The organism is Streptomyces sp. NBC_00989 (assembly GCF_045162655.1).
Classification (GTDB): Bacteria; Actinomycetota; Actinomycetes; order Streptomycetales; family Streptomycetaceae; genus Streptomyces.
On record NZ_CP108728.1, the window covers coordinates 3,343,442 to 3,357,550 of the forward strand.

Consider the following 14,109-nt stretch of genomic DNA (forward strand, 5'->3'; position numbering starts at 1 on the left):
CGGGCCGGAGGCGTGTGGCGGGCTTCGGAGTGCGGGGACGCCGCGGGCTCAGCTCTCCGTGAGGGTGACGTCCTGGCGGTGCGTCGCGTGGAAGCGCGGCAGCGGCAGGCCGCCCCCGGAGGACAGTTCCATCACCGTGGCCTCGACCTGCGCCGCGCCGGGGGTGAGCGGGTCGGACGAGGGCTTGCCCGAGTTCTCCCAGGCGTGCTCCGTGCCGTCGCAGACCGCGCGCGTGCCGCCGATGCCGTGCCGGACCGGGGAGTCGCCCTGGACGACGGAGGAACTGACGAAGGCGGCACCCGAGTTGCCGAGACAGCGGTAGGTGCCGGAGAGGGTGACGGTGCCGTCCGGGGCGATCGTGCCCGTCGGGTCGACCGTCACCGTCTCGTACGGGGCAACGGACGCGGTCGCGGCGGGGGCCGCGGCCAGCAGGAGCAGCGCGGCACCGGCCGCCGTGCCGAGGACGGAACGCAGGGACATGGGAATACCTCCTGGAGTCGGGGGCTCCACTGGTACCGGGCCGCGGCCCCGACTCCCGTGACCCTCACTCCTTCGGTGGCGAGTCCGCACGGACTGTCGTGTCGTCACTCCTTCGGTGGCGAGTCCGCACCGAGCGTCGTGGAACCGTCCGAGTGTTGTCCGCGTGTTGTCACGCTTCACAGCGGGCGGTTCCGATGAGTTCGCGGCGGGAGGATGGTCTGTATATGCGATGCGGGGCGGTGACGGAGCCGCCGGAACGGATCGCATCCGACGTGGAGGTACGCCATGTGTTCCCACCAGCCCTCGTGCCCCGTGACCGACACCCGCACCCCGCACATCGTCTCCGCCCACCCCGAGCAGGGCTGGACGCTGCTGTGCGACGGCGCGATCGTCTTCGACGACACGGGCGCCCTGCTGGCCGACGGCCGGATCGTCGCCCCGCACCGGGTCCCGGCGGACCAACTCGCCGTCGCCGCCTGACCGTTCCGGTCTCCCGCAGTAACGGCACCAGCTCCCTCGGGGCGACCCGCGGACCGCGGAAGTTCAGCTTGCGCACCCGAGGTGACCAGCAGCGATGCCGTCGGCCTAAGATGATCAACGTGTCCGACCAGCATGCTCCACGGTCTCTCATCGTCACGCTCTACGGCGCGTACGGCCGCTTCGTGCCCGGCCCGGTTCCGGTCGCGGAACTGATCCGGCTCCTGGCCGCGGCCGGCGTCGACGCGCCCTCCGTGCGCTCGTCGGTGTCCCGTCTCAAACGGCGCGGGCTGCTCCTGCCCGCCCGTACGGCAGAGGGCGCCGCCGGGTACCAACTCTCGCCCGAGGCACGGCAGTTGCTCGACGACGGCGACCGACGCGTCTACGCGACCACTCCCCCGGACGACGCGGGCTGGGTGCTCGCGGTGTTCTCCGTACCCGAGTCGGAGCGCCAGAAGCGGCACGTCCTGCGCTCCCGGCTGGCCGCCCTCGGCTTCGGCACCGCCGCCCCAGGCGTGTGGATCGCGCCCGCCCGTCTGTACGAGGAGACCCGGCACATCCTCCAGCGGCTGCGGCTCGACCCGTACGTGGACTTCTTCCGCGGTGAGCACCTCGGCTTCGCGGCGACCGCCGAGGCCGTCGCCCGCTGGTGGGACCTGCCCGCGATCGCCGCACAGCACCAGGCGTTCCTCGACCGCCACGCGCGCGTGCTGCGCGACTGGGAGCGGCGCGCGGACACCCCGCCCGAGGACGCCTACCGCGACTACCTCCTCGCCCTCGACTCCTGGCGCCATCTCCCCTACGTCGACCCCGGACTGCCCGCGAGCCTGCTCCCCCGGGACTGGCCGGGCGCCCGCTCGGCGGAGGTGTTCCGGGCGCTGCACGAGCGGCTGCGGGACGCGGGGGCGACGTTCGCGGGGGTGCGGCCGCAGTCGTCGTAGCGGCCGATCATGAACAGTTCATGACGAAAGGGTGCGACCTCTTGCGCACCATCAGTCACTCAGCTAAACCTCAGCTTCTTTAGCAGGTCCTCTCAGAGTTCTTACCTAGCCTTCGACGACGTCGCTCGTCGGGTAAGAAAGAGGACTGTTGCGCATGACCACCACGGCAAGGGCTCAGGGAGCCACCGTCTGGCTCACCGGACTGCCGAGTGCGGGCAAGACGACGATCGCCCGGTATCTCGGGGAACGTCTGAAGGCCGAGGGACATCGCGTGGAGGTGCTCGACGGCGACGAGGTACGGCGCTTCCTCTCGGCCGGCCTCGGTTTCTCCCGCGAGGACCGCAACACCAATGTGCAGCGCATCGGCCTCGTCTCCGAGGTGCTCGCGCGCAACGGCGTCCTCTCCGTCGTCCCGGTCATCGCCCCGTACGCCGACAGCCGCGAGGCCGTCCGCAAGCGCCACGAGGCGAGCGGGACGCCGTACATCGAGGTGCATGTCGCGACCCCCGTCGAGGTGTGCAGCGAGCGCGACGTGAAGGGCCTCTACGCCCGCCAGGCCGCGGGTCAGCTCACCGGCCTGACCGGCGTCGACGACCCGTACGAGCCGCCCACGGACCCGGCGCTCACCCTGCCGACGCAGACGCAGAGCCCGCAGGAGTCGGCGGACGCGGTGTACGCGGTGCTGTCCGAGCGGGGGCTGGTGTGAGCGCGGTGCCGACCACAGAAGGCTTCACCCTTTCCCACCTGGACGCTCTCGAGTCCGAGGCGGTGCACATCTTCCGTGAGGTGGCGGGCGAGTTCGAGCGGCCGGTGATCCTCTTCTCCGGCGGCAAGGACTCGATCGTCATGCTGCACCTGGCGCTGAAGGCGTTCGCCCCCGCGCCGGTTCCCTTCTCGCTGCTCCATGTGGACACCGGACACAACTTCCCCGAAGTACTTGAGTACCGCGACCGTGTGGTCGCCGCACATGGACTGCGCCTCCATGTGGCCTCCGTACAGGACTACATCGACCGCGGTGTGCTGCGCGAACGCCCCGACGGGACACGGAACCCGCTCCAGACCGTGCCGTTGACCGAACGCATTCAGAGCGAGCACTTCGACGCCGTGTTCGGCGGTGGACGTAGGGACGAGGAGAAGGCCCGCGCCAAGGAGCGGGTGTTCTCGTTGAGGGACGAGTTCTCGCAGTGGGACCCGCGCCGGCAGCGGCCCGAGCTGTGGAACCTCTACAACGGGCGGCACGCCCCCGGCGAACACGTCCGCGTGTTCCCGCTCTCCAACTGGACCGAGCTGGACGTCTGGCAGTACATCGCCCGCGAAGGCATCGAACTCCCCCAGATCTACTTCGCCCACTACCGCGAGGTGTTCGCGCGCGGTGGCATGTGGCTGACCGCCGGCGAGTGGGGCGGCCCGAAGTCGGGCGAGACCGTCGAGAAGCGCCAGGTCCGGTACCGGACCGTCGGTGACATGTCGTGTACGGGTGCCGTGGATTCCGACGCGGTGACGCTGGAACAGGTCATCACCGAGATCGCCGCCTCCCGGGTCACCGAGCGGGGCGCGACGCGTGCCGACGACAAGATGTCCGAAGCCGCGATGGAAGACCGCAAGCGCGAGGGGTACTTCTAGACATGAGCACGACCACCATCGACACGCTGCGGTTCGCGACGGCCGGTTCGGTCGACGACGGCAAGTCCACGCTCGTAGGACGGCTGTTGCACGACTCCAAGTCGGTCCTCACCGACCAACTGGAGGCGGTGCAGCGGGTGTCGGCCGACCGCGGCCAGGACGCCCCCGACCTCGCACTGCTCACCGACGGTCTGCGGGCCGAGCGGGAGCAGGGCATCACCATCGACGTGGCGTACCGCTACTTCGCCACGCCCCGGCGCCGGTTCATCCTCGCCGACACGCCCGGTCACGTGCAGTACACCCGCAACATGGTGACCGGTGCCTCCACCGCCGAGCTGGCGATCATCCTGGTCGACGCGCGCAACGGTGTCGTGGAACAGACCCTGCGGCACGCCGCCGTAGCGGCGCTGCTGCGGGTGCCCAACGTCGTCCTGGCCGTCAACAAGATGGACCTGGTCGGGTACGAGCAGCCGGTGTTCGAGCGGATCGTCGAGGAATTCGCGGGCCACGCGGCCGAGTTGGGGCTGCCCTCCTTCACGCCGATCCCGGTGTCGGCGCTGGTCGGCGACAACGTGGTGGACCGTTCGGCGCACATGGACTGGTACGAGGGCCCGGCCCTGCTGGAGTTCCTGGAGGACGTCCCGGTCGGCGCGGACCCGTCCGACGCACCGGCCCGCTTTCCCGTGCAGTACGTCATCCGTGACGGTGAAGTCCGTTGGTACGCGGGCCAGTTGGTGTCCGGCTCGCTGCGTGTCGGTGACCGGGTGACGGTGCATCCCTCCGGGGAGACTTCCGAGATCACCGGGATCTCCGTGCTCGGCACCGAGGCCGACGCGGCGTACGCGCCCCAGTCGGTCGGTCTGCGGCTCGCCGGCCAACGGGACGTGTCGCGCGGCGACATGATCACGGCCGGAGCCGACGGGCCCACGCTCACGCAGGACGTCCGGGCCGCCGTATGCCATCTGGCCGACCGGCCGCTGCGGGTCGGCGACCGGGTGCTCCTGCGGCACACGACCCGCACGGTCAAGGCGATCGTCAGGGACCTCGGCGGCGCGGCCGAGCTGACCGCGAACGACCTGGGCCGGATCACCCTGCGCACCGCGGAGCCGCTCGCGCTGGACGACTACGCGGTCTCGCGCCGCACGGGCGCGTTCCTCGTGATCGACCCGGCGGACGGTGCGACGCTCACCGCGGGGATGGCCGACCTGGCCTGATCCTCGCCCGCAGAACGCCCTCGGGCCCCGTTGCGAACGGGGCCCGAGGGCGTTCTCGTGCCCTGCCCAAATAACCGTCGAAATGACCTGTCGCCGTCGCATCCGTCACGAGACGTCAATAGCGCGGTAACAACGGGAGCTGTCGCGCGAGGGGGACCGTTGAACGGGGTATGCCGCTCGGTACCGGGACGAAGGTCCCGTGCGGAGCCCGTCGACAGACTCTGACAAAGGGCGCCGTACCATTCATATAGTTGAAAGCAGGACAGCCTGCTCCATGAACGGACCCGCCTTGCAAGAACGCCCTTCCGCATCCGCCTCCTGGCGCATCGCACTGCCGCACACCGCCGCGGCCGTGCCGGTGGCCCGCGCACTGGTCCGTACGGCTCTGTCCGAGGTGAAGTACACGGCCGACAGCGACACCGCGGAGCTGCTGACGGCGGAGCTGGTCGCGAACGCGGTGGAGCACACCGCCGGTGACGCCCCCATAGAGCTCGTGGTCGAGCTGCTGCCCACCGGCTGCCAGGTCGAGGTGCACGACCCCGACCCCGAGCCGCCCGGAAGCCTGACGAAGCCCGTCACCGAGGAGCCCGACCCCTGGCAGGAGCACGGTCGCGGCCTGCTGCTGATCCGCGCCCTCAGCTCGTCGTGCGGCCACCGCATGACCGAGTCGGGCAAGGCGGTGTGGTTCCGGCTGCCCGTCGTACCGCCGCAGTGGCACCCGGCGGGATAGCCGCCGTAGGACATAAGACCTGGTCAGGCCAGCGTGGCCACCAGTACGGCCTTGATCGTGTGCAGTCGGTTCTCCGCCTGGTCGAAGACGACCGAGTGGGCGGACTCGAAGACCTCGTCCGTGACCTCCAGCGAGTCGAGGCCGTGGGTCTCGTATATCTCGCGGCCGACCTTGGTGCCGAGGTCGTGGAAGGCCGGCAGGCAGTGCAGGAACCTGACGTCCGGGTTGCCGGTGGCCCGTAGGACGTCCATGGTCACGGCGTACGGTGCGAGAGCCGTGATCCGCTCGTCCCAGACCTGTTTGGGCTCGCCCATGGAGACCCAGACGTCGGTGACGACGAAGTCGGCGCCCGCCACCCCCTCCTCGATCCCCTCGGTGAGCGTGACGCGCGCGCCGCTGCGCTCGGCGAGCGCGCGGGCGGCGGTGACGATCTCCTCGGCGGGCCAGTACGACTTCGGGGCGACGATCCGTACGTCCATGCCCAGCAGCGCGCCGGTGACCAGGTACGAGTTGCCCATGTTGAAGCGCGCGTCACCGAGGTAGGCGAAGGCGATCTCCTTGAGCGGCTTGTCGCTGTGCTCGGTCATCGTGAGCACGTCGGCGAGCATCTGGGTGGGGTGCCAGTCGTCGGTGAGGCCGTTGTACACCGGCACGCCCGCATACGCACCCAGCTCTTCTACGGCCGCCTGGCTGTCCCCGCGGTACTCGATGCCGTCGAACATACGACCGAGCACCCGCGCGGTGTCCTTCACGGACTCCTTGTGCCCGATCTGCGAGCCCGACGGGTCGAGGTAGGTCGTCGAGGCCCCCTGGTCGGCCGCGGCGACCTCGAACGCGCAGCGGGTGCGCGTCGAGGTCTTCTCGAAGATCAGCGCGATGTTCCTGCCCGACAGGTACCGCGTCTCGCCCCCGGCCTTCTTGGCGGCCTTCAGCTCGGCGGCCAGCTCGATCAGACCGCGGAACTCCTCCTCGGAGAAGTCCAGCTCCTTGAGGAAGTGGCGGCCGGCGAGGGCGGTCGGGACTGTCGCCATGGGGGCGCTCCATCGGTGCGGGTACAGGTACGGATACAGGTACGGGTACAAGGTCTTTTGGAATTCTATACGACTCCTAGCATTTCTATACGGGAGAGTCCGCCCCCTGGACGCCTACACGGCCTCCCGCTCGACCGGGCAGCTCATGCAGCGCGGCCCGCCCCGGCCCCGGCCCAGTTCGCTGCCGGGGATCTCGATCACCTCGATGCCCTGCTTGCGCAGATACGTGTTGGTGGTGGCGTTCCGCTCGTAGGCGACGACGACGCCGGGCTCGACGGCGAGGACGTTGCAGCCGTCGTCCCACTGCTCGCGCGCGGCCGCGTGCACGTCCTGGGTGGCGGTCAGGACACGGATCCCGTCCAGACCGAGGGCGGCGGCGATCGCGCGGTGCATGTGCTCCGGCGGATGGTCGGTGACCTTCAACTCCTTGTCGCCGACGCCCGGTTCGATGGTGTACGACCTGAGCATCCCGAGCCCCGCGTACTGGGTGAAGGTGTCGCCGTCGACCATCGTCATCACCGTGTCGAGGTGCATGAAGGCGCGCTGCTTGGGGATGTCGAGGGCCACGATCGTCCGCGCGGAGCCCTCGGCGAACAGCTTGTGCGCGAGCATCTCGACGGCCTGCGGGGTCGTCCGCTCGCTCATGCCGATGAGCACCGCGCCGTTCCCGATGACGAGCACGTCCCCGCCCTCGATGGTGGACGGGTAGTCGGCCTGCCCCTCGGACCAGACGTGGAACTTCTCGGCGCGGAAGAGCGGGTGGTGCCGGTAGATCGCCTCGAAGTGGACGGTCTCGCGCTGCCGGGCCGGCCAGCGCATGGCGTTGACGGAGACGCCGTCGTAGATCCAGGCGGAGGTGTCGCGGGTGAAGAGGTGGTTGGGGAGGGGGGCGAGGAGGAAGTCGTCGAGGTCCATGACATGGAAGCGGACGGAGGTCGGCTCCGCGTGGGCCTCCAGGAACTCCCGCTTGGTCATGCCGCCGACGAGCGCCTCGGCCAGTTCGGGTGCGGGCAGGGCCTCGAAGGCGGCGCGGAGGTGGTCGGTGGCGAGGGGGCCGTACTCCTTCTCGTCGAAGACGCGGTCCAGGACGAGCGCGCGGGCCGCCGGGATCGCCAGGGACTCGGCGAGCAGGTCGCCGAAGAGATGGACGGCGACACCTCGGTCGCGCAGCACGTCCGCGAAGCCGTCGTGCTCGGCGCGCGCCCGGCGCACCCAGAGCACGTCGTCGAAGAGGAGGGCGTCCTTGTTGCTGGGGGTGAGCCTTTTGAGCTCCAGATCCGGCCGGTGCAGGATGACGCGGCGAAGCCGCCCGGTCTCGGAGTCGACATGGAGTGCCATGTCTCCATCCTGACCAACCCGGGCCGGGTTCACCCCCTTACTTCACATACCGCCACCCCTCCACATACCGCCACTTGTTTTCGTCCCCTTGACGACAAGTGGGCCGGGCGATTATCGTCTTACTGACGAGATCGATGAGGGGTCTGACCGGATCCCACGGGAACCGACGGGATCTGAGGGACTCTGATGGCCGACATCACCCGGCGCCTGGGCTGGCGCCACCTGCGTGGGGCTCCTACGGCGCACATCCGGCACCACCGCTCGGGCACGTTGCTGCACGACGGGCCCGGACTCAGCTTCTGGTACCGCGCGTTGACCGCCGCGCTGTCCGAAGTGCCGGTCGACGACCGGGAGTTGGCCATGACCTTCCATGCCCGTACGTCCGACTTCCAGGACGTGGCGGTCCAGGCGACCGTCACCTACCGGATCAGCGACCCGGCCCTGGCCTCCGCACGCCTCGACTTCTCGGTCGACCCGGACACGGGCGTGTGGCGCGGATCGCCCCTTGAGCAGCTCGGCACCCTGCTCACCGAGACGGCCCAGCAGCACGCGCTGGCCGTGCTCGCCCGGACACCACTGGCGTCCGCGCTGGTCGACGGGGTGACGGCGGTAAGGGAGCGGATCGCGGCGGGACTAGGCGCCGAACCGCGACTGCCGGCCACCGGCATCGAGGTCGTCGCCGTCCGCGTGATGGCCATCCGCCCCGAGCCCGAGGTGGAGCGGGCGCTGCGCACCCCGGCCCGCGAACAGATCCAGCAGGAGGCGGACAAGGCCACCTACGAACGCCGGGCGGTGGCCGTCGAGCGGGAGCGCGCGATCGCCGAGAACGAACTGGACAGCCAGATCGAACTCGCCCGCCGCGAGGAGCAGTTGGTCGACCAGCGCGGCACCAACGCCCGCCGCGAGGCCGAGGAGCACGCGGCCGCGGACGGCGTACGGGCCGAGGCGGAGGCGACACGTACGGTACGGCTGGCCGACGCCGAGGCGGCGCGTTCCGTACGGCTGGCCCGTGCCGAGGCCGAGGGTGCGCGCGAGGTGGGTGACGCGCGGGCGCATGCCCAGGCGGCGTGGCTGCGGGTGCACGCCGACGTCGACGTGGCGACCCTGCACGCGCTCACCGGGACGCGGCTCGCGGAGAACCTGCCGAACATCGACAGCGTGACGATCTCGCCGGACGTGCTGACGGGGTTGTTGAGCAAGCTCGGTGGCGGCGAGGCGGGCGCGTGAGTCTCGCCCCGCGGGCCGTCCTCGTCCACCGGACCACGGAGTACGAGGAGTTGGTCGCCCGGCACGGGACGCACGGGCAGGCCGCGTACTTCCTTCGGTCGCGGGGGCGTGACATCGAGGAGGTCGCCGAGCGGCACCGCCGGAACCGGCGGGCGCTGGCCGAGGTGTCGGCGGCGATTCCCCTGACCTGGCGTCAGACCCAGGTCGAGCGGGCCGACTTGGACCGGTTCCTGTTCGCTCCGGAGGACGTGGTGCTGGTCGTCGGGCAGGACGGGCTGGTCGCGAACGTCGCCAAGTACCTCGCCGGGCAACCGGTGTTGGGCTTCGACACGGACCCCGGACGCAACCCGGGCGTCCTGGTACGGCACCGCCCGTCGGCCGCGGCCGCGCTGCTGCCCTCGGCGCGCGCGGCCGGTACCGGGGTGGACGAACTGACCATGGTCGAGGCCGTCGCCGACGACACACAGCGGTTGGTCGCGCTGAACGAGATCTATCTGGGACCCGTCGGTCATCAGACGGCCAGATACCGCCTGGGTCTGGAGGGCGACGGGGGTGTCGTCGAGGCCCAGGCGTCTTCCGGGGTGCTCGTGGGAACGGGCACCGGGGCCACGGGGTGGCTCCGGTCGGTGTGGCAGGAGCGGGGAAGTGCCCTCGCCCTGCCACACCCCTCGGAGAACCGACTGGTGTGGTTCGTACGGGAGGCGTGGCCTTCACCGGTCACCGGGACGTCGCTGGTGGCGGGTGAGTTGACCGGGTCGGCGGGGCTGCAACTCACCGTGGAGTCCGAGCAGTTGATCGTGTTCGGGGACGGGATGGAGGGGGATGCGGTGGAGTTGACTTGGGGGCAGGGGGTGCGGGTGGGGGTGTGTGAGGAGAGGTTGCGGTTGGTCGGGTGACCGTGAACGCCCGAGACGCGAGGGTGGGAAACGGGGGTCTAGGGGCGAAGCCCCAGGGACGCCCGCCCCCACCCACCCGCACCGTCACAACCGCGGATCCACCGGCTCCGACTCCAACGCCAGCACCCCGAACACCGCCTCGTGCACCCGCCACAGCGGCTCCCCCTCGGCCAGCCGGTCAAGCGATTCGAGACCGAGCGCGTACTCCCGGATCGCCAGCGACCGCTTGTGGTTCAGGAACCGCCCCCGCAGCCGGGCGAGGTTGTCGGGACGCGTGTACTCCGGACCGTAGATGATCCGCAGGTACTCACGGCCACGGCACTTGATACCGGGCTGGACCAGTCGACCCGCCTCGCTGCGCACGACCGCGCCGACAGGCTTGACGACCATGCCCTCGCCGCCACGACCCGTCATCTCCAGCCACCAGTCGACGCCGGCCTGTACCGACTCGGGGTCACCGGTGTCGACGTACAGCCGGCGTGTGGTCTGGAGCAGGCCGGTGCTGTCGTGCTCCACCAGCCGGTCCAGCAGGCCGAGTTGTTCGTCGTGCGGGAGTCCGGCGAGGCTGCGCCCCTGGACCGCGAGGACCTGGAACGGGGCGAGGCGGACACCGTCGAGGCCGGACGTGGTCCAGCAGTAGCGCCGGTACGCGTCGGTGAACGCCGAGGCGTCAGCGGCGCGTTCACGCTGCCGGGACAGCAGCGCGTCCACGTCGACACCCCGACCGGCGGCACCCTCCAGCGCGGCCAGCGCACCCGGGAACACCGCCCCCGCGGCCGCGCCGACCGCCGCGTACTGACCGCGCAGCAGCCCGGACGCCTTCAGCGACCACGGCATCAACTCCGCGTCCAGCAGCACCCAGTCGGTGTCCAGCTCCGTCCACAGGCCCGACTCGTCGAGCGCTATCCGCAGTCGGCCGAGGATCTCCTCGGTCACCGTCGCGTCGTCGAAGAACGGGCGACCGGTACGCGTGTACAGCGACCCCGTCACCCCGTGCCCGGCGTCCACACCGAACCGCTTCGCCGCCGCCTCCGCGTCCCGGCACACCAGCACCACCGCCCGCGAACCCATGTGCTTCTCCTCGCACACGACCCGCGCGACCCCGTCGTCGGCGTACTGCGCGAACGCCTCCGCCGGGTGCTCCAAGTAGCCGTCGACATGCGAGGTCGCCGTCGGGGCCATCGTCGGCGGCAGGTACGGCAGCAGGCGCGGGTCGACCGCGAAGCGGCTCATGACCTCCAGGGCCGCCGCCGCGTTCTCCTCGCGGACCGACACCCGGCCCGCGTGCCGGGTCTCCACCACGCGGCGGCCGTGCACGTCCGCCAGGTCGAGCGGGCGGCCGTCGTGGCCGCCGGGTGCCTCGGTCCGCAGCGGGCGGGTCGGCTCGTACCAGACCTGCTCGGCCGGTACGTCGACCAGCTCCCGCTCCGGCCACCGCAGGGCGGTCAGCTTGCCGCCGAACACGGCACCCGTGTCGAGGCAGATGGTGTTGTTGAGCCAGCTGGCCTCCGGGACCGGGGTGTGCCCGTAGACGACGGCCGCGCGGCCCCGGTAGTCCTCGGCCCACGGGTAGCGCACCGGCAGGCCGAACTCGTCGGTCTCGCCGGTGGTGTCGCCGTAGAGCGCGTGCGAGCGGACCCGGCCGGAGGTGCGGCCGTGGTACTTCTCGGGCAGGCCGGCGTGGCAGACCACGAGCTTGCCGCCGTCGAGGACGTAGTGGCTGACGAGTCCGTCGATGAACTCCCTTACCCGGGCGTGGAATTCCTCGGTCTCCTCCTCCATCTGCTCGATCGTCTCGGCCAGGCCGTGCGTATGCTGGACCTTGCGGCCCTTGAGGTAACGGCCGTACTTGTTCTCGTGGTTGCCCGGTACGCACAGCGCGTCGCCCGAGCCGACCATGGACATCACGCGGCGCAGCACACCGGGCGAGTCGGGGCCGCGGTCGACGAGGTCGCCGACGAAGACGGCCGTACGGCCCGCCGGGTGGACACCGTCGTCGTAGCCCAACTTGCCGAGCAGGGTCTCCAGTTCGGCGGCGCAGCCGTGGATGTCGCCGATGATGTCGAAGGGGCCGGCGAGGTGGGTCAGGTCGTTGTAGCGCTTCTCGGTGACGACCGTGGCGTGGTCGATCTCCTCGACGCCCCGCAGGACGTGCACCTTGCGGAAGCCCTCGCGCTCCAGGCCCCGCAGGGAGCGCCGGAGTTCGCGGGTGTGGCGGGTGATGACGCGGCGCGGCATGTCGGCCCGGTCGACGCGGGAGGCGTTGCGCTGGGCGCACACCTCCTCCGGTACGTCGAGCACGATGGCGATGGGCAGCACGTCGTACTGCTTGGCCAGGTCGATCAGTTGACGTCGGCCGTCCTGCTGGACGTTGGTCGCGTCGACGACCGTGCGGCGGCCGGCGGCCAGGCGCTTTCCTGCGATGTAGTGCAGGACGTCGAAGGCGTCCCGGCTGGCGCTCTGGTCGTTCTCGTCGTCCGCGACCAGGCCCCGGCAGAAGTCGGAGGAGATGATCTCGGTCGGCTTGAAGTGGCGGTGCGCGAAGGTGGACTTGCCGGAGCCGGAGGCGCCGATCAGCACCACGAGGGAGAGGTCGGTGACGGGCAGGGTGCGTGCCTTCACGCGGGTCTCGTTCGTCTCGTTCATCTCGTTCGTCTCGTTCGTCATGCGGCCTTCTCCTCCTTCGCGGTCTTCTGCTCGGCTGTGCTGCTCATGGTGAAAACGGCCATCTGGGTGGGCGGTCCCACCTCGGGGTCGTCGGGCCCGACCGGTACGAACTCGACGTCGTAGCCGTGCCGTTGGGCGACCTTCCCGGCCCACTCACCGAACTCGGCGCGCGTCCACTCGAAGCGGTGGTCGCCGTGCCGGACGTGTCCGGCGGGGAGGGTCTCCCAGCGGACGTTGTACTCGACGTTCGGGGTCGTGACGACGACCGTCCTGGGGCGGGCGGCGCCGAACACCGCGTACTCCAGGGCCGGCAGCCGGGGCAGGTCGAGGTGCTCGACGACCTCGCTGAGCACGGCGGCGTCGTAACCCTTGAGGCGGTTGTCGGTGTAGGCGAGCGAGCTCTGGAAGAGCTGGACGCGCGAGGCCTGCCGCTCGCCCATGCGGTCGAGCTTGAGGCGGCGGCTCGCGATGGTGAGCGCCCGCATCGACACGTCGGTGCCGACGATCTCCGTGAACCGGGTGTCCTTGAGCAGCGCCTGCACCAACTGGCCCTGCCCGCACCCGAGATCGAGCACGCGGGCGGCACCGGACGAGGTGAGCGCGGCGAGGATCGCGTCCCGGCGCTGCACGGCGAGGGGCGTGGGCTTCGCCTCGGTCTCGGTCTCCGGCTCGACGGCGTTGTCGATCTCCTCGACCTCGCTGTCGTCGGCCTCGGCGAGCCGCACCAGTTCCAGTCGCTCCATCGCCTCGCGGGTCAGGGACCAACGGCGTGACAGATAGCGGCTGGTGATGAGCTTCTGCTCCGGGTGGGCGGGCAGCCAGCCCTCACCGGCGCGCAGCAGCTTGTCGACCTCGTCGGACGCCACCCAGTAGTGCTTGGCGTCGTCGAGCACGGGCAGCAGGACGTACAGGTGCCGCAGCGCCTCGGCGAGGGTCAGCGTCTCCGACTCCAGTACGAGGCTCACGTAGCGCGAGTCGCCCCACTCGGGGAACTCGGCGTCCAGCGCGACCGGTTCGACGGTGACCGTCCAGCCGAGCGGCGCGAAGAGGTTCCGTACGAGATCGGGACCGCCGCGCGCGGGCAGCGCGGGCACCTCGATGCGCAGCGGCAGCGGCTGTCCGGCGCGCTCGGGGCGGGCGTTGCACACGCCCCGCATGGCGCTGGAGAAGACCGCGCTCAGTGCCACGGCGAGCAGGGAAGAGGCCGCGTACGGACGGTCGTTGACGTACTGCGCGAGCGCCGCGTCGGGCGCGCCGCCGCGCCCCTTGCCCTTGCCGCGCCGGACCAGCGCCACCGCGTCGACCTCCAGCAGCAGCGCCGCCGTGCAGCGCCCGGGATCCGCCTCGGGGTAGAGGACGTACGCCTTGCCGTAGGACGTGGAGAACGCCTGCGCCTTGTCGGGATGCTTGTGCAGCAGGAAACCGAGGTCGGTGGCGGGGCGTTCGGGGGTGCCGGTGGTGCTGATGGTCAGGAACACGGTGGGT

Annotated in this window: 13 protein-coding genes; 8 read left to right on the plus strand and 5 right to left on the minus strand. The window is 70.6% G+C overall.

Translation table 11 applies throughout. From position 1 onward, the window contains the following. Nucleotides 1-48: 48 nt before the first annotated feature. Entirely contained in the window at nucleotides 49-480 is a 432-nt protein-coding gene (locus OG714_RS14315) for a DUF6299 family protein (RefSeq protein ID WP_406121101.1), read from the minus strand. A gap of 285 nt (nucleotides 481-765) precedes the next feature. Here OG714_RS14315 and OG714_RS14320 point away from each other — a divergent pair, with 285 nt between their 5' ends. The 6 genes from OG714_RS14320 (at nucleotide 766) to OG714_RS14345 (ending at nucleotide 5,465) form a co-directional block, all read left to right on the plus strand. Further along, complete coding sequence (locus OG714_RS14320) at nucleotides 766-960, plus strand: DUF5999 family protein (protein ID WP_406121103.1); 195 nt, start codon at nucleotides 766-768, stop codon at nucleotides 958-960. A gap of 110 nt (nucleotides 961-1,070) precedes the next feature. Then, the gene (locus tag OG714_RS14325; RefSeq protein ID WP_406121105.1) at nucleotides 1,071-1,898 is read left to right on the plus strand and encodes a PaaX family transcriptional regulator C-terminal domain-containing protein; all 828 of its coding nucleotides are present in this window, start codon (nucleotides 1,071-1,073) and stop codon (nucleotides 1,896-1,898) included. Nucleotides 1,899-2,052: 154 nt separating this feature from the next. Next, complete coding sequence (gene cysC, locus OG714_RS14330) at nucleotides 2,053-2,604, plus strand: adenylyl-sulfate kinase (RefSeq protein ID WP_406121107.1); 552 nt, start codon at nucleotides 2,053-2,055, stop codon at nucleotides 2,602-2,604. Continuing rightward, on the plus strand, nucleotides 2,601-3,521 hold the full coding sequence (cysD, locus tag OG714_RS14335; RefSeq protein WP_406121109.1) for a sulfate adenylyltransferase subunit CysD: 921 nt from the start codon (nucleotides 2,601-2,603) through the stop codon (nucleotides 3,519-3,521). Before cysC ends, cysD begins: the two co-directional genes overlap by 4 nt. Before the next feature lie 2 nt (nucleotides 3,522-3,523). Continuing rightward, complete coding sequence (locus tag OG714_RS14340; RefSeq protein ID WP_406121111.1) at nucleotides 3,524-4,735, plus strand: sulfate adenylyltransferase subunit 1; 1,212 nt, start codon at nucleotides 3,524-3,526, stop codon at nucleotides 4,733-4,735. Between the two features lie 274 nt (nucleotides 4,736-5,009). Continuing rightward, entirely contained in the window at nucleotides 5,010-5,465 is a 456-nt protein-coding gene (locus tag OG714_RS14345) for an ATP-binding protein (RefSeq protein ID WP_406121113.1), read from the plus strand. Nucleotides 5,466-5,488: 23 nt separating this feature from the next. Here the strand turns inward: OG714_RS14345 and argF are convergent, their stop codons facing one another. Then, entirely contained in the window at nucleotides 5,489-6,496 is a 1,008-nt protein-coding gene (argF, locus tag OG714_RS14350) for an ornithine carbamoyltransferase (RefSeq protein ID WP_406121114.1), read from the minus strand. Nucleotides 6,497-6,610: 114 nt separating this feature from the next. After that, the gene (locus tag OG714_RS14355; protein WP_365608607.1) at nucleotides 6,611-7,834 is read right to left on the minus strand and encodes an arginine deiminase; all 1,224 of its coding nucleotides are present in this window, start codon (nucleotides 7,832-7,834) and stop codon (nucleotides 6,611-6,613) included. A gap of 186 nt (nucleotides 7,835-8,020) precedes the next feature. Between OG714_RS14355 and OG714_RS14360 the strand changes: the two genes are divergently transcribed. Then, nucleotides 8,021-9,061 carry an SPFH domain-containing protein gene (locus OG714_RS14360; protein ID WP_406121116.1) on the plus strand — a complete coding sequence of 347 codons (1,041 nt, stop codon included), beginning with the start codon at nucleotides 8,021-8,023 and terminating at the stop codon, nucleotides 9,059-9,061. Then, nucleotides 9,058-9,957 (plus strand): hypothetical protein, encoded by a 900-nt coding sequence (locus OG714_RS14365; protein WP_406121118.1) that lies wholly within the window; start codon nucleotides 9,058-9,060, stop codon nucleotides 9,955-9,957. The genes OG714_RS14360 and OG714_RS14365 overlap by 4 nt, the downstream gene beginning before the upstream one ends. A gap of 84 nt (nucleotides 9,958-10,041) precedes the next feature. Here OG714_RS14365 and OG714_RS14370 read toward each other — a convergent pair whose 3' ends face one another. Beyond that, a complete protein-coding gene (locus OG714_RS14370) occupies nucleotides 10,042-12,624 on the minus strand; it encodes a polynucleotide kinase-phosphatase (protein WP_406121120.1) in 2,583 nt (860 codons plus the stop codon). Further along, on the minus strand, nucleotides 12,621-14,102 hold the full coding sequence (locus OG714_RS14375) for a 3' terminal RNA ribose 2'-O-methyltransferase Hen1 (RefSeq protein ID WP_406121122.1): 1,482 nt from the start codon (nucleotides 14,100-14,102) through the stop codon (nucleotides 12,621-12,623). The genes OG714_RS14370 and OG714_RS14375 overlap by 4 nt, the downstream gene beginning before the upstream one ends. Nucleotides 14,103-14,109 lie beyond the last annotated feature (7 nt).

What these genes read in the sequence shown, in the direction of transcription:
- OG714_RS14315 (WP_406121101.1), bottom strand. Translation starts at nt 480, where the DNA reads ATGTCCCTGCGTTCCGTCCTCGGCACGGCGGCCGGTGCCGCGCTGCTC.
- OG714_RS14320 (WP_406121103.1), top strand. Translation starts at nt 766, where the DNA reads ATGTGTTCCCACCAGCCCTCGTGCCCCGTGACCGACACCCGCACCCCG.
- OG714_RS14325 (WP_406121105.1), top strand. Translation starts at nt 1,071, where the DNA reads ATGATCAACGTGTCCGACCAGCATGCTCCACGGTCTCTCATCGTCACG.
- cysC (WP_406121107.1), top strand. Translation starts at nt 2,053, where the DNA reads ATGACCACCACGGCAAGGGCTCAGGGAGCCACCGTCTGGCTCACCGGA.
- OG714_RS14340 (WP_406121111.1), top strand. Translation starts at nt 3,524, where the DNA reads ATGAGCACGACCACCATCGACACGCTGCGGTTCGCGACGGCCGGTTCG.
- OG714_RS14345 (WP_406121113.1), top strand. Translation starts at nt 5,010, where the DNA reads ATGAACGGACCCGCCTTGCAAGAACGCCCTTCCGCATCCGCCTCCTGG.
- argF (WP_406121114.1), bottom strand. Translation starts at nt 6,496, where the DNA reads ATGGCGACAGTCCCGACCGCCCTCGCCGGCCGCCACTTCCTCAAGGAG.
- OG714_RS14355 (WP_365608607.1), bottom strand. Translation starts at nt 7,834, where the DNA reads ATGGCACTCCATGTCGACTCCGAGACCGGGCGGCTTCGCCGCGTCATC.
- OG714_RS14360 (WP_406121116.1), top strand. Translation starts at nt 8,021, where the DNA reads ATGGCCGACATCACCCGGCGCCTGGGCTGGCGCCACCTGCGTGGGGCT.
- OG714_RS14370 (WP_406121120.1), bottom strand. Translation starts at nt 12,624, where the DNA reads ATGACGAACGAGACGAACGAGATGAACGAGACGAACGAGACCCGCGTG.